General features: G+C 53.0%; 18 protein-coding genes and 2 pseudogenes. 14 read left to right on the forward strand and 6 right to left on the reverse strand.

Annotated elements, in window-relative coordinates; translation table 11 throughout:
• Positions 1-49: 49 nt before the first annotated feature.
• Together ACL02P_RS23320 and ACL02P_RS23325 are read right to left on the reverse strand one after the other, a co-directional pair.
• Positions 50-529, reverse strand: coding sequence for a bactofilin family protein (locus ACL02P_RS23320; protein WP_412838178.1), 480 nt, complete (start codon positions 527-529; stop codon positions 50-52).
• Positions 530-532: 3 nt separating this feature from the next.
• Entirely contained in the window at positions 533-1,552 is a 1,020-nt protein-coding gene (locus ACL02P_RS23325) for a M23 family metallopeptidase (protein ID WP_412838179.1), read from the reverse strand.
• Positions 1,553-1,772: 220 nt separating this feature from the next.
• Here ACL02P_RS23325 and ACL02P_RS23330 point away from each other — a divergent pair, with 220 nt between their 5' ends.
• From ACL02P_RS23330 to ACL02P_RS23345, 4 genes and pseudogenes are all read left to right on the forward strand, one after another.
• Positions 1,773-2,747, forward strand: coding sequence for a hypothetical protein (locus tag ACL02P_RS23330; protein WP_412838180.1), 975 nt, complete (start codon positions 1,773-1,775; stop codon positions 2,745-2,747).
• Positions 2,748-3,158: 411 nt separating this feature from the next.
• A pseudogene (locus ACL02P_RS23335) lies at positions 3,159-3,387 on the forward strand (pyridoxamine 5'-phosphate oxidase family protein); the annotation flags it as partial.
• 38 nt (positions 3,388-3,425) lie between these two features.
• Entirely contained in the window at positions 3,426-4,232 is an 807-nt protein-coding gene (locus ACL02P_RS23340; RefSeq protein WP_036646140.1) for an aminoglycoside N(3)-acetyltransferase, read from the forward strand.
• A gap of 5 nt (positions 4,233-4,237) precedes the next feature.
• Positions 4,238-4,324: pseudogene (locus ACL02P_RS23345) on the forward strand (NAD(P)H-dependent oxidoreductase); the annotation flags it as partial.
• A 199-nt stretch (positions 4,325-4,523) separates the two neighbouring features.
• Here ACL02P_RS23345 and ACL02P_RS23350 read toward each other — a convergent pair.
• Together ACL02P_RS23350 and cysK are read right to left on the reverse strand one after the other, a co-directional pair.
• On the reverse strand, positions 4,524-4,874 hold the full coding sequence (locus tag ACL02P_RS23350; protein ID WP_036646112.1) for a rhodanese-like domain-containing protein: 351 nt from the start codon (positions 4,872-4,874) through the stop codon (positions 4,524-4,526).
• A gap of 50 nt (positions 4,875-4,924) precedes the next feature.
• On the reverse strand, positions 4,925-5,869 hold the full coding sequence (gene cysK / locus ACL02P_RS23355) for a cysteine synthase A (protein WP_412838181.1): 945 nt from the start codon (positions 5,867-5,869) through the stop codon (positions 4,925-4,927).
• Between the two features lie 149 nt (positions 5,870-6,018).
• Between cysK and ACL02P_RS23360 the strand changes: the two genes are divergently transcribed.
• Positions 6,019-7,320 carry an IS1380 family transposase gene (locus ACL02P_RS23360; protein ID WP_089550006.1) on the forward strand — a complete coding sequence of 434 codons (1,302 nt, stop codon included), beginning with the start codon at positions 6,019-6,021 and terminating at the stop codon, positions 7,318-7,320.
• A 302-nt stretch (positions 7,321-7,622) separates the two neighbouring features.
• Here ACL02P_RS23360 and ACL02P_RS23365 read toward each other — a convergent pair whose 3' ends face one another.
• Positions 7,623-8,504, reverse strand: coding sequence for a hypothetical protein (locus ACL02P_RS23365; RefSeq protein WP_009226284.1), 882 nt, complete (start codon positions 8,502-8,504; stop codon positions 7,623-7,625).
• Between the two features lie 410 nt (positions 8,505-8,914).
• On the opposite strand from ACL02P_RS23365, the gene ACL02P_RS23370 reads away from it, so the two are divergent.
• Positions 8,915-10,159 (forward strand): IS110 family transposase, encoded by a 1,245-nt coding sequence (locus ACL02P_RS23370; RefSeq protein ID WP_090728280.1) that lies wholly within the window; start codon positions 8,915-8,917, stop codon positions 10,157-10,159.
• Between the two features lie 702 nt (positions 10,160-10,861).
• Here ACL02P_RS23370 and ACL02P_RS23375 read toward each other — a convergent pair.
• On the reverse strand, positions 10,862-12,829 hold the full coding sequence (locus ACL02P_RS23375) for an ABC-F family ATP-binding cassette domain-containing protein (RefSeq protein ID WP_009226285.1): 1,968 nt from the start codon (positions 12,827-12,829) through the stop codon (positions 10,862-10,864).
• Positions 12,830-13,093: 264 nt separating this feature from the next.
• Between ACL02P_RS23375 and ACL02P_RS23380 the strand changes: the two genes are divergently transcribed.
• The 8 genes from ACL02P_RS23380 to ACL02P_RS23415 all read left to right on the forward strand — a co-directional run bounded on the left by ACL02P_RS23380 (position 13,094) and on the right by ACL02P_RS23415 (position 20,859).
• A complete protein-coding gene (locus ACL02P_RS23380) occupies positions 13,094-13,771 on the forward strand; it encodes a 5-formyltetrahydrofolate cyclo-ligase (RefSeq protein ID WP_009226286.1) in 678 nt (225 codons plus the stop codon).
• Positions 13,758-14,222, forward strand: coding sequence for a cyclic pyranopterin monophosphate synthase MoaC (moaC, locus tag ACL02P_RS23385; protein ID WP_009226287.1), 465 nt, complete (start codon positions 13,758-13,760; stop codon positions 14,220-14,222). Before ACL02P_RS23380 ends, moaC begins: the two co-directional genes overlap by 14 nt.
• Before the next feature lie 134 nt (positions 14,223-14,356).
• Positions 14,357-14,842, forward strand: a complete 486-nt coding sequence (locus ACL02P_RS23390; protein WP_009226288.1) for a molybdenum cofactor biosynthesis protein B — start codon at positions 14,357-14,359, stop codon at positions 14,840-14,842.
• 164 nt (positions 14,843-15,006) lie between these two features.
• Entirely contained in the window at positions 15,007-15,228 is a 222-nt protein-coding gene (locus tag ACL02P_RS23395; RefSeq protein WP_412838182.1) for a twin-arginine translocase TatA/TatE family subunit, read from the forward strand.
• A 107-nt stretch (positions 15,229-15,335) separates the two neighbouring features.
• A complete protein-coding gene (tatC, locus tag ACL02P_RS23400) occupies positions 15,336-16,094 on the forward strand; it encodes a twin-arginine translocase subunit TatC (protein WP_260069899.1) in 759 nt (252 codons plus the stop codon).
• Between the two features lie 1,574 nt (positions 16,095-17,668).
• Positions 17,669-17,950, forward strand: coding sequence for a co-chaperone GroES (groES, locus tag ACL02P_RS23405; RefSeq protein ID WP_016313170.1), 282 nt, complete (start codon positions 17,669-17,671; stop codon positions 17,948-17,950).
• 57 nt (positions 17,951-18,007) lie between these two features.
• Positions 18,008-19,627, forward strand: a complete 1,620-nt coding sequence (gene groL / locus ACL02P_RS23410; protein ID WP_412838183.1) for a chaperonin GroEL — start codon at positions 18,008-18,010, stop codon at positions 19,625-19,627.
• Between the two features lie 242 nt (positions 19,628-19,869).
• Positions 19,870-20,859: a Gfo/Idh/MocA family protein gene (locus ACL02P_RS23415; protein WP_260069893.1), complete on the forward strand. Its 990-nt coding sequence runs from the start codon at positions 19,870-19,872 to the stop codon at positions 20,857-20,859.
• Positions 20,860-20,878 lie beyond the last annotated feature (19 nt).

Below are 20,878 nucleotides of genomic sequence, written 5' to 3' on the forward strand. Positions count from 1 at the left end.
CGGCTGCCCAATTAATGGGTAGCCTCCTACCCGATTTCGATTCCTGGTATCACCAGGTTTTATAAACGTTGTCGTTTTCCTGCTTGGCGTTATTTTTGGCAGGAGGGGTTATGTCGGAAGCAGCAACTGCAGCCGCAGTTTCTTTCAATGCCTCGTTGTCGACCTTGTCCGCTCCGCCCATTTTACTGGTCCCTTCAAACACGCTGCCTTCTTCAATGGAAAGGGAAGAGGCGACCATGTTCCCGAACAGCTTGCCTTTGGATGTGATCGATAGCTTGTTTTTCGCATGAACGTTGCCGTTGACGGTGCCGGCGATGATGATATTGCGGGCCAAAATATTAGAATGGACCACGCCCTTCTCCCCAACCGTCACATCGCCTTCGCATTCGATGTCGCCGGTGATTTGCCCTTCGATGCGCACGCCGGCGTCCGAGCGGATTTTTCCTTCAAAAATGCTGCCTTCCCCGATCAAAGTATCTGTCGTGTTCGGGTCCAGCTTCACGGATTTTGCATTATTCCTTAATTTCATGGATCACTCTTCCTCTCCGGGTTTTCTAAGGTAATTGGCCGGATCGACCGTACTGCCGTTCTTGACGACCTCAAAGTGCAGATGGGGTCCGGTGCTGCGGCCGGTGGAGCCTAGCTCCGCAATGATCTCGCCTTGTTTGACGGTGGCGCCAACCTTGGTCAAAATTTTGCTCAAATGCATATAGTTCGTTTTCAATCCCGAGGGATGGGAAATCGTGACATAGTTGCCGCGAGCGCTGGTGCGTCCGGTTTCGATGACCTTGCCGTTGGCTGCAGCATAAATGGGGTCGCCGATGCTCCCCCCGATATCCATTCCGGCATGCTTCGTTAACCGCCCGGTAAATGGATCTTCCCGTTCACCGTAATCGGAGGTGACCCGGGTGGAATCTGTAGGCCAATAGGTTGGCAAGATCGCCATCAGCGCCTTGTATTCCTCGACGGCCACTTTGGTCTGCTCCAGCCGCTGCTGTAAACCGGGCATCTCCTTCAGCGAGGTAGTAATGCTCTCCTTCGTCTCCTGAACCCAATTCGCGATGTCCTGATCGGTCAGCGGAATCGATTCTCCGCCAACTCCGCCTTCGTCAGCGAGGGAGGCCTTCGCCGGAGTGCTGGTAGCGGCTGCTGTTTTGTCCTTCGCTTTGCCGGCCCCACCGTTCGTTAGCGATTGAAGCTCGGCTTCCAATTGCTCCAGTTCGCTCATTTTCGATTCGATCGTTTTCGATTTTTCCGACAGTTCCATCAGCTCATTTAACAGCCGGTCAATCTCCTGCTCCTTGTTGACGACGGTGTTCCTGAACTGGTTCGACGAATCCGACAGCTGGGCTTCAAGCGTCCCAATCCGGTTCGTGTGGGTGCGGTTCATCGCATATAGGACCAATACCGAAGTGAGCAGCGCAGCTGCAGCGACCAGAATGGCCAATAAGTAGAAAAAGCGAAATTTTAAACGGAACACGGGGCTGGTACCTTCCGGTACAATGAGCAGTGTGTAGCGCCGGTTCACGTTTTTTTTGAATCGAAACTTCATTTCTTCCTCCTGATCATCTTGAGTTGAGCCTGTCATTATGTAGGACCAAGATCATATCTTTCTAATGCCAATACAACTATTTCGGCAAATTGTGGCAAATCCCTTTTTCATTTAAAAAAATTTTGTAACTATTTTCACGGGTAAAGCAGGAATTTGTCGAAGGGAAGCGAAATGAGAAATGATTGGAAATGTCTTATTTCCTAGATGTGAGGAGGTAATTATGATCAGAATTGCCGGAATCGACGTTGGCAATGACAGCGTTAAGGTAGTAGTTGACGGTTCGCAACGACCGATCATTATTCCGAGTATCGTTTCTCCCGGATATGATAGACATGTGCTGCAAGAAGAGGACTCTCCGCTGAAGGCGCTGGATGTTCGAGTCTATAGCCCTAAATTAAAGAGAAATAACCAGCGGTATTTCGTAGGCCTATTAGCGATGGAGGACCAGGACAACTCCGAACTGGAGGAAACGGACAACAAAGCGACCAGCGATCAGTCTCTGGTCGTGGCGCTGACGGCGTTAGCCTATGCGGCCCTTGCCGGACAAACCTATCCGACCACGGGAACCGGGATCGAAGAGGTGGAATACATTCTTGGTACCGGGTTGCCGGTACGCACTTATGTGGCCTTTCACAAAGCGTTCGAGGAGCGGTTAACCGGGGAGCACGAAGTGACGTTCCTGTCCACGCCGGAGCTGCGCGGGCGTACGGTGCGCATTAACATCCGCCGTACGATCGTTTCGGTCGAGGGGGCGGCTGCCCTGTTCCATTTGGCCACAAACGATACGCTACAAGTACGGAACGAAGAACTGCATAACGGCTGCATCGGGATTTGCGAGATCGGCGCCTTGACCACCGATTTCCCGGTGGTGAAGCGGATGAATATCGATAATCAGTTCAGTACCGGTGAGCAGTTTGGCCTCGCTACATATCTGGATTCGATTATCCGCGATGTTGAGGATCAGTTCGGTTATCGCTTCCCGAGCCGTACGAAGCTGATCGGGCGCATCCGCAACCGTGAGTTCATCATCCAAAGAGTAGGGGAAGGACAAGCGGACATCCGGCCAATTGTTGACATGTATTTTAGCCGGGCGGCCCAGAAGCTGGTCGATCTGATCCGCAAGCGGTGGAAGAAATACCCCGATATCGAATGCTTCTACGTGCTTGGCGGCGGCGCGGCAGCGCTGAAATCGTAACTGATCGAAGCGGCTGGCCCGATGCGTTTGCGGTTTGAAGAGAATAGCGAGATTCTGAACGTGCAGGGTTACTTGAAGCTGGCCAAGAACAAGGCAGGGCAACAACATAACCCGGCGTAAAACTCCTAGTCATTGTCCCGGCGGTGTGTGTACCGCCGGATTTTTTTTGGTTTTGAAGCTCCTGGAACCGGTGATATTCTTTAAATTTAATCCTTCAGGTATAATAAGGAAAAACCGAAGGAGGCTGGGAGCCGTGAGCTACTAAAATACCTTTATTCGCGTGTCGGCTGATTGCCCCGTGGACGCGGGATCGTCCCGATGTCGACGAGAGCTGCGAAACCAGCCCATCTCATTCAATATGAGCTGCAAGCTGGTTTGGATATACACAAGAGTCCTGATGGAGGGATCACAATGGGGAAAATGTTTGATTCGTTGTTGCCGGAGCATGAAGCGTTTTATTCGCCGGCAGCATCTCTTTTTTGTGGTCTCAGCACCGCTAAGTGCCGAGGGGCATGTTAATCTGTCGCCCAAAGGGGAAGATGCGCTTCGGATTCTGTTGCCTAACGAGGTTGCTTACTTGGATTTGACAGGCAGCGCGAACGAAACGGCAGCCCGTCAGCCTGGACGGCTTGCCGTCGTCGTTCGCTGAGTAGAGCAATATAGGAGAGATGAAACATGATGGAGGAAATTCAAGGGGAATTGTACACGGTGGAGACGATGCAGGCGGATTTGAGGGCTCTAGGCGTGAAGGAAGGAGTTACGCTGCTCGTCCATTCCTCGTTTAAAGCGTTAGGAAAGTGGGTGTGCGGCGGTCCTGCGGCGGTCGTCCTTGCTTTGGAGGCGGCGCTGGGCGAGCAAGGCACCTTGGTGATGCCAACCCATTCGAGCGACCTTGGGGATCCGGCCCGCTGGCAGAATCCGCCGGTGCCTCAGGCGTGGTGGGATACGATTCGCGAGCAGATGCCGGCCTACGATCCTGACCTGACCCCGCTATGGTATATGGGCGTCATCCCAGACACGTTTCGCCGGCAGAAGGGCACGATTCGCAGCGGTCATCCGCAGGTGTCGTTTGCAGCCAGAGGCCGAGAGGCCCTGAAGATCACGGCAGATCACGGCTTGGAGTTCGGGCTGGGTGAGCGCTCGCCGCTCGCGCGGATTTACGAGCTGCGCGGAGAGGTTTTGCTGCTTGGAGTAGGGCACGAGAACAATACGTCGATCCATTTGGCGGAGTGCCGGGCGAACTATCCAGGGAAGCAGACCTACACGGCCAAGGCGCCGTTGCTGGTGAATGGGGAAAGACGTTGGGTAGAATTTACCGAGCTGGAGTACGATTCAGAGGATTTTGAGCGGCTGGGCGCCGACTTTGCGCGGGACACCGGGTTGGTGAAGCAGGGACAAGTAGCCGGGGCCACCGCGCTGCTGATGCCCCAACGGGAATTGGTAGATTATGCGGTAGGATGGTTGGAGCGTCACCGGGTTTCATAGGATACCGGATTGTGTTCCAGTTCCCATTTTATTGGTATAGCTGCCCACCTCTGCTGAAGAAGTGGTTTGACGATGTCCTGACTTTCGGCTTTCGTTGCTTACAGTGTCAAACATGCGAGTGAGGCGGATCTGGCACATGAAGCAGAAAAGGATGTGGAATTTATCCGGTCGCCAAGAGCCGTACTCGTCCATTGATTCTAAAATAAAGGGACAGCCTCGTAGAGCTTGGAAGCTCTCTCGGGACTGTCCCTATTGTATTGCTCGATGATGATGTTCCGCTGGATTCTGCGGTTAACGTGCTGCATCCTCGTCGAATCCGTACTCGACCTCAAGGTCCCAACCAAGCATCCCGCCCAGAAAATTGTGAACACGTTCAAAGCCCTGCGCCTGCAAGTAACGAGCTACCTCGTAGCTGCGTGAACCGCTGCGGCACACAAACACATATTCCTGCTTCGGATCGAGCTCATCCAGCCGGTCCGGAATTTCACCCATTGGGATTAATGGAATCCCGGGAATATGACCGGCTTCGTATTCAAACGGCTCGCGCACGTCGATTACGATCGTTTCGTTGGCGGGATCCTGAAGCAAGGCGTGCAGTTCGTCCTTATCGATATGGGAGATGCCTCCGATCATTTGGGGCATGGTATCAGTCCTCTTTTCCATAGAGTAGGATAGTAGATTACTTCTTTCGTTTAACCTTCGGCGCCTGTCGGCTCGTTAAAAATCCCCATGCTCAAGTATCTCTCCCCGGTATCCGGTGCGATGCATAATACGCGTTTGCCAGGGCCTAACCGTCTGGCTAATTGGATTCCTGCCCACACCGAAGCTCCGGACGACGGCCCAACTAAGATGCCCTCGCGAGCGGCCAAGCGCCGCGTCGTCTCCAGTGCATCTTCATCGCTGACTTGGACGATCTCGTCATAGATGGCGGTATTCAGCACCGGCGGGATAAACCCGGGGCTGGTTCCCACCAGCTTGTGCGGCCCCGGCTCTCCGCCGGACAGCACTGGCGAGCCTTGCGGCTCAACAACGGTGATATGGAGGTTTGGGATCTTACTTCGCAAATATTCCCCGGTCCCGGTAATCGTGCCGCCCGTGCCAGTCGTTGCGACAAACCCGTCGAGCCGGCCTTCCATTTGCTGCACGATCTCCGGCCCGGTGGTAAGCCGGTGAATTTCCGGATTCGCAGGGTTCTGGAACTGCTGCGGCATAAAGCTGCCGGGGATTTGGGCCAGCAGTTCTTTGGCTTTGGCGATCGCACCGGGCATCCGCTGCGCTGCAGGCGTCAACACGACTTCAGCTCCGTAAGCCTGCAGCAGGCGAATCCGTTCCTTCGTCATGTTGTCCGGCATGACCAGAATGATCCGATACCCTTTGGCTGCGGCGTTCATAGCCAGCCCAATGCCCGTATTCCCGCTGGTCGGCTCGATGATCGTGGCGCCGGGAGTGAGCAGACCTGCTTGTTCGGCCGTCCTGAGCATGTGGGCAGCCGCCCGGTCCTTGACGCTTCCGCTTGGATTGGCAAACTCCAGCTTGACGTATACGTCCGCATCCTGCGGTGAGACGAGCCGGTTTAATTTGACGACCGGAGTCTCGCCGATCAAGTCGGTGACGTTACGGACCGTTTTACGAGTCATGGCGGTTTGGCCCCTCTCTCTTAAATTTAAAGTTATTTTATCCTGAATTTCGAAAGTATCGCTTCTTGAAAATATGAAAAGGGCTCCGAATCTTTGGTAGAATGGTGTTTACTTGGAACACTACACCCAAAGAGAGGAGCACCTTATAGGTGAAGTCTACCACAACGATCAGCAAAATTAAAACAGAATTTTCACTACAAAACGCAACGAGCTGCGGCGGCATCAAAATCTTCCTGGCCTTTCTCGAAAAAATCAAACTGCCGGAGGCGATGTGCAGCCTCTCCGGCGGCAAAGCGCGCAACTCCCTCTTCCCCGTTTACCGTATTCTGCTCTATCTCATCGTTGGCTGGATGCTTGGCTGCGAACGGATTTTTCATTTCCGTCGTTTGCAAAGCGACGTGCTGCTGAGGCGCTTTCTCGGCGGCCGCTGCCCGCATCACAGTCTGTTGTACAAGGAATTGATCCGGCTTGGTCGTTTCTGTCCCTCTCTGGTTAACGAACTGCGGAGGCTGAATCAAGAGATCATTCGACCCTGCTTGCCACCTGAGCTGATTCTCGATCTGGATTCCACGGTAGAGACCGTGTATGGCGATCAGTCCGGCGCGGCCAAAGGCACAAATCCACACAAGCCCGGGCGTAAGAGCTATCATCCCCTGCTTGCCTTTGAAGGCCAGAGCCGACTAAACTTGAACGCCGTGCTTCGACCGGGCAATACGCACTCTTCCACCGATGCGGCCGACTTCCTGCGGCAAACCTTTAGACTGCTCGACGAACACAAAGTGAAGTACGCAAGGTTCGACAAAGGCTTTGGCGGTGAAGATTTTTACAGCTTGTGGGAGCAGCACCACATCGGCTATGTCGGCAAGCTGAAATGGACCCAGCGGCTGGCCAAGGAAGTTGGGGCTTGTCGTTACTGGACGCGATATGTCGACGAAGAGTGGATCATCGAAGGTATTTGCTTGATCTACCAAGCGACCTCCTGGAACAAGGCGCGTCGTGTAGCGATCATCCGTAAGGCGCAAGTGTTCGAGGAGGGCCAAGGCCGCATTGTATTCGATTCGGACTGGCAGTACGAAGCCATGGTGACTAATCTGGAATGGGAACCGATCGATTTGTGGCGATTCTACAATCAGCGCTGCTGCATGGAAAATTACATTAAGGAAGCCAAGAACGGGTTTTCCATCGATCGCATTGCGACAGGCGATTTTAAAGCCAACGAACTGGATCTGTTGATCAAGCTGCTCGCCTACAATTTGTTCGAGCGCTTCAAACGCGACTGCTGTGAGCCAGTGCATCAAGGTTATACGATTGCCCGGTTCCGCTTGGAATTCTTTCATTGCGCCGCGACGCTCATTCGGCATGGCCGCTCTATCCTACTCAAGCTTGCGAGGGACTTTCCCAGCCGTTATGTCTGGAAACGAATCGAGGTTCGAGTGGCGCAGTTAGAATAATGATAAGCAAAATTTTACATGGAAATCAGGACTGCCTCTTCATTGGGGAGGGGGAAAGACCATCCGCTACAAGCTCCCGTCTCCATTGGGCATGGAAAATTCCTGCATTTTTACATCACAAGTCGTCATTGCTTCAGCATCTTGCATTGATCTTATGCGCTTTCGAAATTCAGGTTTATTATTCTACTCGGGAACCTCTTATGGTTTCAAGCAAGCGCCCCTTGGAGAGCAGAATAAAGCCGGGCAACCCAACGCGTGGGGCCCGGCAGAATAGGATCGAGCTGGATTTTCAGACCTTTGCGTTACCAAGTGGATAAAGCGGTCCGTTTCCAGGTGTCTTTCGCAACGCAGACGTAAATATAGTTCTCATCCCAGGCGATATCTCCGGGGTTCCCTGGAGCCTTGGAGGAAGCCGGCGTGCGGGACTCGCGAATACGGATGCCGTCCCCCTGGATATCCAGTGCACTTTGCGGATCCTCTGTGCCGATACCAACTTGGCCGTTCTCGCGTTTGACCGTAAGCGCACTGTCGATCGCTTCTCCTTTATCCGAATAACGGATCAGGTTAAAATCCGCTCCGGCGTTGTTGCCGCTGAGCTCAGCGCTGTTGGCGCGCAGGCTCCAGAGCGGAGCCGTGGCATTATCCTTGCCGGTGACGGCGAATTGTACATCCCGATTACCTTCGCCAGCTACCCGCAAAATGCCGTCCATGACGTTGAAGTTGGACGAATGGGTGCGAATCTCTGCGACGTCGGTATCATAAGGGATTTCCAGGCGGGTAAACAGCTGATCCTTATATTCCCCAGTCGGCGACATCGTGGTTTCGATCGAAATATGCTTATGATCATGTTGTTCCGGATTGTTCGCTTTATCATGCGAGATAATCGCCGTTTTGTCTTTGCCTTCCTCATCGGCCCAAGCGATTGCCGGTTTGGCGCGGTCTCCTGTCCATTGCAGACGGATCAGGTCGGACAGATGGCCTTCACTTTCGATCCATTGCTTATTCGTTGACAGATGGAGCCGTTCGTTTTCCGGAAGGGCCAGACCTCCGCCAGGCAGCTTGGATTCCGTAAAAGGGGAAGTCGTGGAAGAAGCGCCTTTGGATGTGCCAAGCATTTGGCATCCTCCCACAAAGATGAGGCTGACGCCCAGTGCGGCGATTGAAGCGCATTTGACAAATTTCATTCCATTCTCTCCTCGTATAGTATCTTTTGAAAGCTCTTTTCTTTCAGCTTCCAGCCCCGTAGGGGCTGGAGAGATTCCTTGAAATTTTCCAGCAAATCGTTCTTTGAAAATTGAATGGGGACTGGACTTTCTGGAATGTCTCTGGACAATGGAACTTAGGGTCCATTCGGGGAAATTCGTATCCCTCCTGTAGCCACGTCTACATTAAAAGTCTGTTTCTCCGGTACACGTCTGAACTTCTTACCCGCTGGCTGTTCCCTTCGGCAACCCATGCCCGGCTATAGCAGTGCCGGGGCAGCTCATGGACTGAAGTGTGTTCTCATAGGCGAGGGTGATTGATCTGCGTGTGCGCCGGAGGCATCCCGGAGCGTCCATTCCCTGAATCCCTCAACAGAAAGGAGGAACTCCATTTGAAGTTATTTGTCGGTATTGACGTCAGCTCACAAGAACTGGAAGCGTGCTTTATGAATCCCGACGGAGACAAGCTGGAAACGCTCACCGTCAAGAATAATCTCGACGGCGCTTCTCATCTGAGAGATCGCATCGTCGCTGTAGCGGACAAGCATTCGTCTTCCGAGATTCACATTGGCCTTGAAGCGACTTCGGTCTACAGCTGGCATCCTGCCATGTTCATGCATGAGGATCCGGCGCTCAAAGCCCGTAAAGCCAAAGTGTTCACCATCAACCCGAAGCTGGTCAGCAAATTCAGAGAAGCCTACCCGGATATGGACAAGACCGACCGTCTTGATGCCTGGGTGATTGCGGATCGCTTGCGCTTTGGACGATTGACCACCACCATCGTCATGCAAGAGCAATATGTTGCGCTCCAGCGCCTCACGCGCATGCGATTCCACCTGATCCACAACCTGGCGCGTGAGAAGCAATATTTTTTGCAGAACCTGTTCTACAAGTGCAACGCCTTTACGACCGAAGTAGACAGCTCGGTATTCGGTCACGCGCTCATGGAGATGCTCTCCGAGAAGTACAGCCTTGACGACATTGCCACGATGGATGTCGCCGAATTGGCCGACTATTTAAGGGACAAGGGACGCAATCGCTTCCCTGATCCGGAGAACGTCGCACGCTGCATTCAGAAGGCTGCCAGAGCCTCTTATCGACTTTCCAAAGTGGTTGAGGACTCCATCGACCTGGTGCTTGGCACATCCATTCAAGTGATTCGAAGCATCCAGGCACAGCTCAAAGATTTGGACAAAGCCATAGAGCGCATTCTCGAAGGCCTGCCTGAATCCAAATGCTTGCGCTCCATCCCTGGGATTGACCGGGTGTATGCCGCCGGTATCCTCGCGGAGATTGGAGACATCGATCGCTTCAGTGATCAAGCGGCTGTGGCCAAGTATGCCGGCCTTTCCTGGCGTAAACATCAGTCTGGCCCTTTTGAAGCCGAAGATACCAAACGCATTAAATCCGGCAACCGATTCCTTCGCTATTACCTGGTTGAAGCTGCCAACTCGGTGAAAAACCGCGATGAGGAATTCGGTGAGTATTACCGGAAGAAGTACAAAGAAGTTCCTAAGCACCAACACAAACGCGCCCTCGTCTTAACGGCAAGAAAACTTGTGCGTCTGGTCGATGTGCTGCTACGCAACGGCCAACTCTATACGCCACGGAAGAAGGTAACGACTGCGAAGGATTGACGCCCCCTTTGCCAAAGTCCTTACTCATTCCCAGTAAAAATCTGGAATTATCCTTGATTTGGGCTGGGATTAGTTTGATATTGTCATTTTTCTAGACTCAAAGCACTTTTCACATAGAAAATTTCCAATTTACTCGAATCTAGGACTTGACATCATACCGCTGGACTTTTCGGTGAATATTTGACGGCGAATGTGTTTTTTCGGCCGCAACTCTACTAGAGATCATAAAGATTTTAAAATACGCAGGGCAATAGGCATTTCGAATGGTTTCAAGAGGCGCAGCTGAGAGATCATCACGAAATGGAAGAAAAATGGGAAGGAAGCATCAGAAGCTTGGGATGGTTGTGAAGCAAAACATCAGCTTGGAGAAAGTTGAGGAGATAGACCTAAGACGAAAGTTTTGTCAAGTTGTGGACAAGCTTATCCACAACTTGTTAGCTATCTTTGTGAAAAAAGGATGAAAGCTTGGTGTACCAGTGAATTGAGCAGGTTTCAGAAAATGATTTGTTGTGTTTTCAGAAAACTGTGGATATTGTGAATAATTTAGTGGATAAAACTAGCATGCGACAAAAAACGACGATATCCCCGCGAAAAAACGGCCCAGCGGGCCGTCTTGAAGTTTTGTTGATTCTGCATAATGGGGATAAAGTTGTGAATAACTTGAACGAGAAAAAATGAACAATTGTTTAAAAAATTGTGACCTTACCCCTCGGCCAGCGCTTCCCATTCTTCATAGGCGGAGGAGAGCTGTTCTTTCCTACGGTCGATCCCGTCTTGCCGTTCTTGAACCGCCGTATAATCCTGATACACCTCGGGGAGGGCCAGTTCGTTTTCGAGCTCGGCGATTTCTTCCTCCAGCTTGGAGATCAGCGCCTCCAGCTGCTCGATGCGGCGTTGGCGGTTTCGCTCCTCCCGTTTGGCCTGCTTATCGGCTTCATAGGAAGCGGCGCCGGACTTGGCGGCAGGTGCCTCCGGCTCGGCTTGTTTTTGAGCGGAATTTACGGATGCTTTCGCGGTCCCGGCGTTCGTCTGATCGGCGGCGAGTTCGGCAAGCTCCTGTTTTTTTGCCAAATAATCATCATAATTACCCAAGAAATGTTCTGCACCGTTCGGATGCAGTTCGACAATCCGCTCGGCCATCTTGTTCAGGAAGTAACGGTCATGGGAAATGAACAGCAGCGTCCCGTCGTATTCGATTAATGCGGACTCCAGCACTTCCTTACTGAATAGGTCCAAATGGTTGGTCGGTTCGTCCAGGATCAGCACGTTGGCCTTTAACAGCATCAGCTTGGCCAGCGCAACCCGAGCTTTCTCACCGCCGCTTAACGCCGCTACCTTCTTGAGCACGTCGTCGCCGCTGAACAGGAAATTGCCCAGTACGCTGCGAATCCGGGCTTCTTCGATGTGGGGAAATGCGCCCCACACTTCCTCCAGCACGGTGTTGGCCGGGTTCAGATGCGTTTGTTCCTGGTCGTAATAACCGATCTTGACCTTAGCTCCCCAGGTGATGGTCCCATCCGTTGGCTGCAACTCGCCGGTCAGGATTTTCAGTAAAGTCGACTTCCCGATCCCGTTAGGTCCGATCAAGGCAACCGTTTCACCGCGGTACAGGTCGAAGTTAACGTTTTGGAATAACGGTTTGGATTTGTCCGCAAACGCGTAGGACAGGCTGTTGACGTGCAGCACTTCCTTGCCGGTCATCACTTCGGCCTCGAAGGAGAAGCTTGCGCGTTTCGGATCGCCGAGCGGTCGGTCCAGGATTTCCATCTTCTCCAACGCTTTGCGCCGGCTTTGCGCCCGCTTCGTTGTGGAAGCCCGAACGATGTTCTTCTGAATAAATGCCTCCATCCGGGCGATTTCATCCTGCTGTTTCTCATATTGCTTCAGCTGGCTTTCGTATTCCGCCGCCTTCAGCTCGATATACCGGCTGTAGTTGCCCGTGTAGCGGCGCGATTGATGGCGTTCAATCTCTACGATAGCCGTGACAAGCCGGTCTAAGAAATAGCGGTCATGCGAAACGACCAGCAGGGCGCCGGAATAATTGCGCAAATAATCCTCGAGCCAGGTTAACGTTTCGATATCGAGATGGTTGGTTGGTTCGTCCAGCATTAGCAGGTCAGGAGCTTGGAGCAAAATCCGGGCAAGAGCGAGCCGGGTCTTCTGCCCGCCGCTTAACGTTGCGATAGGGGTGTCCGGCGCAAAATCGCCAAATCCCATGCCGTGCAGCACCATCCGGATGCGGGTTTCCATTTCATAGCCGCCGTGGTCTTTGAACCAATCGGATTTCAGCGCATAGCGGTCGAGCAATTCCTGGTGCGCTTTCTCATCCCGGGCCAGTTCCGGATCGGCAATCTGCTCCTCCATCCGGCGCAGCTCGCGTTCCGTTTCGATCAGCGGGGCGAACACGGCCAGCATCTCTTCCCAGATGGTGCGGTCCGATTGCAATCCGCTGTTTTGCGCCAAGTACCCGATCGTTGTCTCTTTGGCTTTGAAAATTTGTCCTCCGTCATAAGAGAGTTCGCCCGCCAAAATTTGCAGAAACGTCGATTTGCCCGCGCCGTTGACGCCTACGAGACCGATCCGGTCCCGTTCGAGCACCTGCAGGTTAATGCCTTCCAGCACGGGGGTCACGCCGTACAATTTCGTAATGTTCGAAGCTTGAAGCAGCATAACGGTTTCGATCCTCCAAAAAAAGATTTGCAGTCTGTGCATGATAAATAGAACAGATTCGGTGAAACACGTACCTTCAGTGTACATGAAACCAACGCGAAATGCATCGCTGATTGCTTGAAAGTTCAGCTTTTGCAAAGTGGATGCTTTAGTTTTCATTTTGATATAACAATGATACACTAAGGAAGAGATCAGCCGGGTTCGTCCAAGCCTCTTGAACGAGGGCCGGCTAACGTGAGCCGGGAACGGAAAGGGAGGTTACACATGGAGCCAGCGGATGCCAAAAAGGAGCTGCGCCAGCAAATGCTGGCGGTTCGCGCTCAAATCCCGGACGCTTCCCGGTCAGAACAATCACTGGCTGCCAGCCGGATCGCGGAGCTGGAGGTGCTAAAGCCCTTGCGGGCACGGCGCGGCGGGAAGCTGAACGTGTTCTGCTATGTTTCTTTCCGGGACGAGCCGGATACTCGGCCTTTACTGGCCAGCTGCCAGGCCCAAGGGGACCGGTTGCTTGTGCCGAAGATTGGTGCACAGCGGAGCCTAACCTTGCATGAGTTGACGGGGATGGCTGACTTAGTACCTGGCACCTGGGGAATTCCGGAGCCGGCAGCGCATACGGCCATTTGGCCTCCCGAGCGCTACCCCGAGATCGACGTCATTGTGGTTCCGGGGCTGGCTTTTGACCCGAAGGGGGGGCGCATTGGATTTGGCGGCGGGTATTACGATCGCCTGATCGACGAATTGTCCCGTCGCAGCGGCGGCTTAAGTCAGGTCGTCCTAGGCGCCCTCGCCTTGGAGGAGCTGATCCTGCCGGAGGCGATTCCGATGGAATCGCATGACTTCCGTTTGGATCTGCTGTTTACGGCAAAAGGAACGATATATATGAAGGAAAGTAGTGATAAGCTTGGCAAACTCGGAATCAGGGCAAGGCATGACGCATTTTAATGAACAAGGACGCGCCCGCATGGTGGACATTTCCGGGAAATCGGCGACCGTCCGCGAAGCCGTGGCGGAGACGAAAATCTCCATGCTTCCATCAACCCTCGAGGCAATTAAGGAAGGGCGGATCGGCAAAGGGGATGTGCTGGCCGTAGCCCAGGTCGCGGGGATTCAAGGGGCCAAGCGGACGTCCGATTGGATTCCGATGTGTCACCCGCTTGCGCTCACCGGCGTCAACATTACGTTTGACGATAACGGCCGGGACGAGCTGTATATTGAAGCCACGGTGAAGACGGAAGGTAAAACCGGCGTGGAGATGGAGGCGCTCACCGCAGTGTCTGCCGCGGCGCTGACCGTGTATGACATGTGCAAAGCGATGCAAAAGGACATGGTCATCGGTCCGACGCTGCTGCGCTCGAAGTCAGGCGGCAAAAGCGGGGATTACGTGCGTTCGTAATATTTGCGGCGGCTGCTGGATTTTGATATAGATAAAGAAGATAGTTTACAGTTGGAAATCAGCATGAATCGACATGATCCGGCATTACGTTGGACTTCAAAGGGAGTTCCTATATGGATGAGGAGGGTGACTTCATGGTTTGGAAAACAGCGATCCTTACCGCCAGCGACAAAGGAGCAAGGGGAGAACGTGAAGATACGAGCGCCCAAGTAATCCGTGAGCTGGTGGAGGAGGAATTGGGCGGCGAGATCGTGGAATATCGGATCGTCCCCGATGAACCGGATGAAATTATCGCCGCACTGATTGAAATGACCGATTATTTTCACGCTGATTTGGTGCTGACAACGGGGGGGACGGAGCTGGCGATTCGGGACGTGACGCCGGAAGCCACAAGGCGGGTGATCGAACGTGAAGTGCCCGGGATGGCGGAGGCCATGAGGTACCGGTTGATGCAGAAGAACCCTGCGGCGATGCTGTTTCGGGGAATCGTCGGCATTCGCGGACGGACGCTGATCGTGAATTTGCCGGGAACGCCCAAAGGCGTGCACGAAAATTTGGCAGCGATCATGGATCAACTGCCGGAAGCGCTGCTGATGGTGACGGGGCAATTCCGTTTATAATTCGATTTTCGTTTACACATTTACGGGCTTTATTTTTCTACTACTTCGCGAAGTTGTTAAAGAAATAGACTGTAACTGTGATATTCGTTATGGTATGATGTGGGCGAGTGATTTTATCGGAAGACCTTGTCGATTTCTATGCCGTAACGAAAGGAGAATTACCCATGAGCGCAGGCGGATTTTTGTTGATTGTGATCGCGGCGTTGCTGCTATTTGGTCCAAATAAATTACCTGATCTGGGGCGGGCGGTTGGACGCACGTTCCGTGAATTCAAAGAGGCGACCCGAGATATTGTGGATGATCAGCAGGAAGCCAGAAGAGCGGAACCCGCACCGCAACCGCAGGCAGAGGGCCCCAAACCGGACGACCGCCGTCTTCCCGAATAACCGGGAGCAGCAAGTCAGTTGCATAGGCGTAACCTTGATCCCTTCCTTAGCGGAGGGATTTTGCTTGAGATGGGACGGGAAGCCCGGCGGGGAAAGGAGAACCTGAGATGTCGGAGAAAGACAAAGCGCAAAGTCTCGTAGATCATTTGACAGAACTGCGGCGGCGATTGGTAGCGGTTTGCATCGTGTTTGTCGTGGTGCTGGTGGCGGCATTTTTCGTCGTCGATCCGATCTACCACTTTTTGACGAGAAACGCCATATCCGGCGTGACCATCGAATTAAACGCTTTTTCGTTCTGGGACGGCGTTGGCGTGTATATGAAAATTGCGATGCTGGTTGCATTTGGGATCACGCTGCCCTTTACGTTATACCAGGTGTGGGCGTTTGTCAGCCCTGGCCTGAAGCCCCAGGAACGCAGAGCGACCGCGAAGTACATCCCTTATGTGTTCGTCTTTTTCCTGGCGGGCCTAGCCTTTGGTTATTACGTGGTGTTCCCGCTGGCGATGACGTTTACCGGTTCGCTGAACAAGGAGCTGGGACTCGTCGAGACCTACGGAATGGCTGACTATTTCAAATTTCTGACCAACATCGTGTTGCCGATTTCGTTGTTGTTCGAGCTGCCGTTGATCATTTTGTTTCTAACGCAGCTGCGAATCTTAACGCCGCTTCGGCTGAAGAAGATGCGCCGGGTCGCGTATTTCGCGCTGGTGGTCATCTCGGTGATGATCACGCCGGCGGACTTGTTCTCCGCCTTCCTGGTGCTGATCCCGCTCATTCTGCTTTACGAGCTGAGCGTGCTCTTGTCCAAGCGGGTTTATGCGAAGCAGCAGGCGGTGGATGCGGTACGGGCGGAAATCTATAAATGAGAGAACGCGCCTTCGCGTAAGCGGGGCGCGTTTTTCTTTTGCCCGCTGGGGGCTTTGGCGCTGGGGTTCGTGTGGGCCGCAGTAGTGGAGGGGAGTCGCCGCTCAGCCGCTGTTGTCCGCTCTTTGCCTTGATTGGAGCGAAGAGAAGGTGGTAGCAAATGGCTCCCAAAGCACTAGCGTTGCAATAAAACGCGTTACAAAGTCATGTCAGTCCCGGTGCGGGTTTGCTGTTGCGGTGAGCGAGTGCTGTCACGTGAGCAAGCCACTGTAACCTGAGCGAGCCACTGCCATGTGAGCGAGTCGATCTCGCGGTGAGGGGGTCGCTGACTCGGTGAGGGAACTTGTGTGCGTTGATGGGCTCCGGCGAACACCGTTGAGGCGAGCCTGCGCTCTAACGCTTGCCAGCAACGCTATTGGGCCCAAAACGGCAGCGTAGAGAATCTAACGCTTATGAGAGAGCTTATTTGCCCGTTTCGCCCTCGAAACGGGGCCCTTTGGCGCAAATAAGCTCGCTGACAAGCGTTAGAATTGAAATCCCCCTCATTTGGTCCAAATAAGCGCTGTGGCAAACGTTAGCCGGAACGGATCACGGCGCCCGGCGGGTAGGAGCAGGTAAGCGCAGTTAGGCGCAGTGGCGAAGCTGCGCGCTAACGCTTGCCAGCAACGCTATTGGGCCCAAAACGGGGGCGATGAGAATCTAACGCTTATGAGCGAGCTTATTTGCCTGTTTCACCCTCGAAACGGGGTTCTTTGGAGTAAATAAGCTCGCTGGCAAGCGTTAGAAAAGAAATCCCCCTCATTTGGCCCGAATAAGCGCTGTGGCAAGCGTTAGCCGGAACAGATCACGGCGCCCGGCGGGTGCGGGTAAGCGCAGTTAGGCGCAACTAGAACAGTAAAAGTAACTTGCGCGACGGCAGCGTCAATAGTTGGCAACAGGGAACTCGCGGAGTAACTAAATTAGCGACCCCAGAGTCACTTGCGGAACAACAACAGAAGAACTGCAGGAATAGTGACAGAAGTGACTGTGGCAGTGGCAGTGAGTATTGGCAGTGACAGTGACTATGACTGTGACAATAACAGCAACAACAGTAGCAACAGTAGTAACAGCAACAAATAGCAGCGACAGCCGAGACACCTGCAGCAACAGCGAACCTGCGCTCTAACGCTTGCCAGCAACGCTATTGGGCCCAAAACGGGGGCGTTGTGAATCTAACGCTTATGGGGGCTACAAACTCGACCTTTTCGCCGCCCAAACTCCCAAAGGCGGACGTAAACGCTGCTCGGCGACTTCCCCACTTTTTATGCGGCCCCAAGCCCCGGCACCAGGCCGCCGTAATCCTGCGGGCCATGCTCGTCCATTCCTTCGGAATATTTATCCAAGCTCAAGGATACAATGAGGAAGGCGCGCACTTCATCCCATGAAACAAAGAAAAAAATTTGTACAAAGGAACTTGAAATCTATTCGCAACTTGAGTAATATAAAAGTGGTTGTTAGCACTTAGGATGATTGAGTGCTAACATATATAACAATATCTACACATAACACCACATATTTAAAAGGAGGCTGTTTTTTCATGATCAAACCTTTAGGTGAACGCGTTCTCGTGCAACCGATCGAGCAAGAGGAGACAACGGCATTTGGCATCGTGCTTCCAGACACAGCCAAAGAAAAACCGCAGGAAGGTAAAGTCATCGCCGTTGGCAGCGGAACTTTGAAAGATGGCGTCCGCGTTCCGTTGGAAGTTAAAGAAGGTGACCGCGTTATTTTCTCCAAATATGCTGGCACTGAAGTGAAATATGAAGGCAAAGAATATTTGATTATGAAAGAAAGCGACATCCACGCGATCATCGGCTAATCCGCCGATTCGTATCCGAACGAATATCTACACAACTATATGGGAGGTAATTGAACAATGGCAAAAGAGATTAAATTCAGTGAAGACGCCCGCCACGCGATGCTCCGTGGGGTTGACGCTTTGGCAAACGCAGTAAAAGTAACGCTCGGTCCGAAAGGCCGCAACGTTGTGCTGGAAAAGAAATTCGGCAGCCCGCTCATCACCAATGACGGCGTAACGATCGCAAAAGAAATCGAACTGGACAACGCCTTCGAAAACATGGGCGCTCAGCTCGTCAAAGAAGTTGCGACGAAAACAAATGACGTAGCCGGTGACGGTACGACAACGGCAACGGTTCTGGCGCAAGCGCTGATCCGTGAAGGTCTGAAGAACGTTACTGCCGGCGCTAGCCCAATCGGCCTGCGTAAAGGGATCGACAAAGCGGTTCGCGCTGCAGTCGAAGAACTGAAGAAGATCTCCAAAACGATCGAAGGCAAACAATCGATCGCTCAAGTTGCTGCAATCTCCGCTGCTGACGAAGAAGTTGGCGAACTGATCGCTGAAGCAATGGAGAAAGTAGGTAAAGACGGCGTAATCACGGTTGAAGAATCCCGTGGGTTCGCAACCGAGCTTGAAGTGGTTGAAGGGATGCAATTTGACCGCGGTTATGTATCTCCTTACATGATTACGGATACGGACAAAATGGAAGCCGTACTTGAAAATCCATACATCCTGATCACCGACAAGAAGATCAGCAGCACGCAAGAAATCTTGCCAATTCTGGAGAAAATCGTACAACAATCCAGACCGCTGCTCATCATTGCCGAGGACATCGAAGGCGAAGCTCAAGCCATGCTGATCGTGAACAAACTGCGCGGTACGTTCAACGCGGTAGCTGTTAAAGCTCCTGGCTTCGGCGACCGTCGCGAAGCGATGCTGCAAGATATCGCTGCTCTGACTGGTGCCCAAGTGATCACTGAGAAACTGGGTCTGGATCTGAAGAGCACGACGATTGAGCAACTGGGTAACGCACGTCAAGTTATCGTTACGAAAGAAAATACGACGATCGTGGACGGCAGCGGCGACAAAGCCGACATCCAAGCTCGCGTCAACCAAATCCGTGCGCAACTGGAAGAAACCACTTCCGAGTTCGACAAAGAAAAACTGCAAGAACGTCTGGCTAAACTGGCTGGCGGCGTAGCCGTTATCAAAGTTGGTGCAGCTACGGAAACTGAACTGAAAGAACGCAAACTGCGCATCGAAGACGCACTGAACGCTACGCGTGCAGCTGTTGAAGAAGGTATCGTATCCGGCGGCGGTGTTGCCCTCGTGAACGTATACAACGCAGTAGCTGCGGTTGAAGCAACTGGCGACGAAAAAACGGGTGTCAACATCGTGCTTCGCGCTCTGGAAGAGCCGGTTCGTACGATCGCTGCAAACGCTGGCGAAGAAGGCTCCGTTATCGTGGATCGCCTGAAGAAAGAACCAGTCGGCATCGGCTACAACGCGGCTACTGGCGAATGGGTGAACATGATCGAAGCAGGTATCGTTGACCCTGCGAAAGTTACTCGTTCCGCATTGCAACACGCAGCTTCCGTTGCAGGCCTGTTCCTGACAACTGAAGCGGTGATCGCTGACAAACCAGAACCAGAAAAACCAGCTGGTCCAGACATGGGCGGAATGGGCGGCATGATGTAAGATAGGCTGTAAAGCCTAACCTATAGAGGTCTCTCTTTTGGGAGGCCTCTTTTCTTTTTTCATTATTATATGCAAATGAACACTCAGTGTAGATTAGAGCAGGAGCGAATCCACCAATATCCTCATGTCGTCAATTTGTAGTTCAAATGGCACGAAAGCTCATTATAATGGCTATAAAAGTTGTGTAATCTGTGTATGTTGTCGTATATTTTAAGTCAAATACCAAGGAGGCTTACTACCGAATGATTCGCATTGGCAAAATCAGCTATTGGCACGTTCATGCAGAAGATTACACGAAGCAGGCACTAGAGCATCCCGAGACGGAGCTGGCCGCGATCTGGGATGAACTTCCCGAACGCGGGCAGGCCAAAGCGGCGCAGTACGGAGTACCGTATTATGCCTCGCTGGATGAGATGCTCGCGCAGGACGACATCGATGCGGTCATCGTGGATGCACCAACGAATATGCATCGCGAGGTCATGGTGAAGGCGGCGGAGGCGGGCAAGCATATTTTCACGGAGAAAGTGATCGCTCCTACGGCGAAGGAAGTATCGGACATTCTTGCTGCGGTTCGAAAAGCAGGGGTGAAGCTGATGGTTTCCCTGCCGCGCCTGTACGACGGCTATACGCAGACGATTGACCGCGTGCTTCAAGGCGGCAAGCTCGGCAAGCTAACCATGGCGCGAGTGCGGCTGTCGCATAACGGCGCGACCGCGAACTGGCTGCCCGAGCACTTCTTCTCGAAGGAGCAGTGCGGCGGCGGCGCCCTCATTGACTTGGGTTGCCATCCGATGTACCTGGTACGGCGTTTTTTGGGTATGCCCGAAAGTGTAAGTGCGAATTTCGGTTATGTGACGGGCAAGGAAGTCGAAGACAATGCCGTAGCCATCCTGCGTTATGCGGAAGGCGCGCTTGGCATCGCCGAAGCGGGCTTCGTGAACAGCCACTCGCCGTTCTCCATCGAGCTTCACGGAACGGAAGGCACGCTGCTGTACGGGTTCCCGGATGAGGTTCCTGTCGTTCGTTACAACGGCGGGAGCGGACAATGGGAGAAGCTGGCGCTGGAGGACCGATTACCTTATGCGTTCAGCCAATGGGTGGAACATATCAAGCAAGGCACCGAGGCGACGGAAAACATCGCAGCGGCTGTCGATCTGACCAAACTCATGGAAGCTGCGAATCGCTCAGTGGCGGAAGGCCGCCCGATCCGGATCGACGAGCTGGCGGAATAATAACGGATTATCATCGAAG

This window comes from Paenibacillus sp. MB22_1 (assembly GCF_047200555.1).
Taxonomy (GTDB): Bacteria; Bacillota; Bacilli; order Paenibacillales; family Paenibacillaceae; genus Fontibacillus; species Fontibacillus phoenicis.

Bases quoted from the DNA above. Each gene is read 5' to 3' on its own strand.
- ACL02P_RS23395 (WP_412838182.1), top strand. From the start codon at position 15,007: ATGAGCGCAGGCGGATTTTTGTTGATTGTGATCGCGGCGTTGCTGCTA.
- ACL02P_RS23415 (WP_260069893.1), top strand. From the start codon at position 19,870: ATGATTCGCATTGGCAAAATCAGCTATTGGCACGTTCATGCAGAAGAT.
- ACL02P_RS23340 (WP_036646140.1), top strand. From the start codon at position 3,426: ATGGAGGAAATTCAAGGGGAATTGTACACGGTGGAGACGATGCAGGCG.
- cysK (WP_412838181.1), bottom strand. From the start codon at position 5,869: ATGACTCGTAAAACGGTCCGTAACGTCACCGACTTGATCGGCGAGACT.
- ACL02P_RS23365 (WP_009226284.1), bottom strand. From the start codon at position 8,504: ATGAAATTTGTCAAATGCGCTTCAATCGCCGCACTGGGCGTCAGCCTC.
- ACL02P_RS23375 (WP_009226285.1), bottom strand. From the start codon at position 12,829: ATGCTGCTTCAAGCTTCGAACATTACGAAATTGTACGGCGTGACCCCC.
- ACL02P_RS23350 (WP_036646112.1), bottom strand. From the start codon at position 4,874: ATGCCCCAAATGATCGGAGGCATCTCCCATATCGATAAGGACGAACTG.
- ACL02P_RS23390 (WP_009226288.1), top strand. From the start codon at position 14,357: ATGGTTTGGAAAACAGCGATCCTTACCGCCAGCGACAAAGGAGCAAGG.
- ACL02P_RS23380 (WP_009226286.1), top strand. From the start codon at position 13,094: ATGGAGCCAGCGGATGCCAAAAAGGAGCTGCGCCAGCAAATGCTGGCG.
- groL (WP_412838183.1), top strand. From the start codon at position 18,008: ATGGCAAAAGAGATTAAATTCAGTGAAGACGCCCGCCACGCGATGCTC.
- ACL02P_RS23330 (WP_412838180.1), top strand. From the start codon at position 1,773: ATGATCAGAATTGCCGGAATCGACGTTGGCAATGACAGCGTTAAGGTA.
- tatC (WP_260069899.1), top strand. From the start codon at position 15,336: ATGTCGGAGAAAGACAAAGCGCAAAGTCTCGTAGATCATTTGACAGAA.
- groES (WP_016313170.1), top strand. From the start codon at position 17,669: ATGATCAAACCTTTAGGTGAACGCGTTCTCGTGCAACCGATCGAGCAA.
- ACL02P_RS23325 (WP_412838179.1), bottom strand. From the start codon at position 1,552: ATGAAGTTTCGATTCAAAAAAAACGTGAACCGGCGCTACACACTGCTC.
- moaC (WP_009226287.1), top strand. From the start codon at position 13,758: ATGACGCATTTTAATGAACAAGGACGCGCCCGCATGGTGGACATTTCC.
- ACL02P_RS23320 (WP_412838178.1), bottom strand. From the start codon at position 529: ATGAAATTAAGGAATAATGCAAAATCCGTGAAGCTGGACCCGAACACG.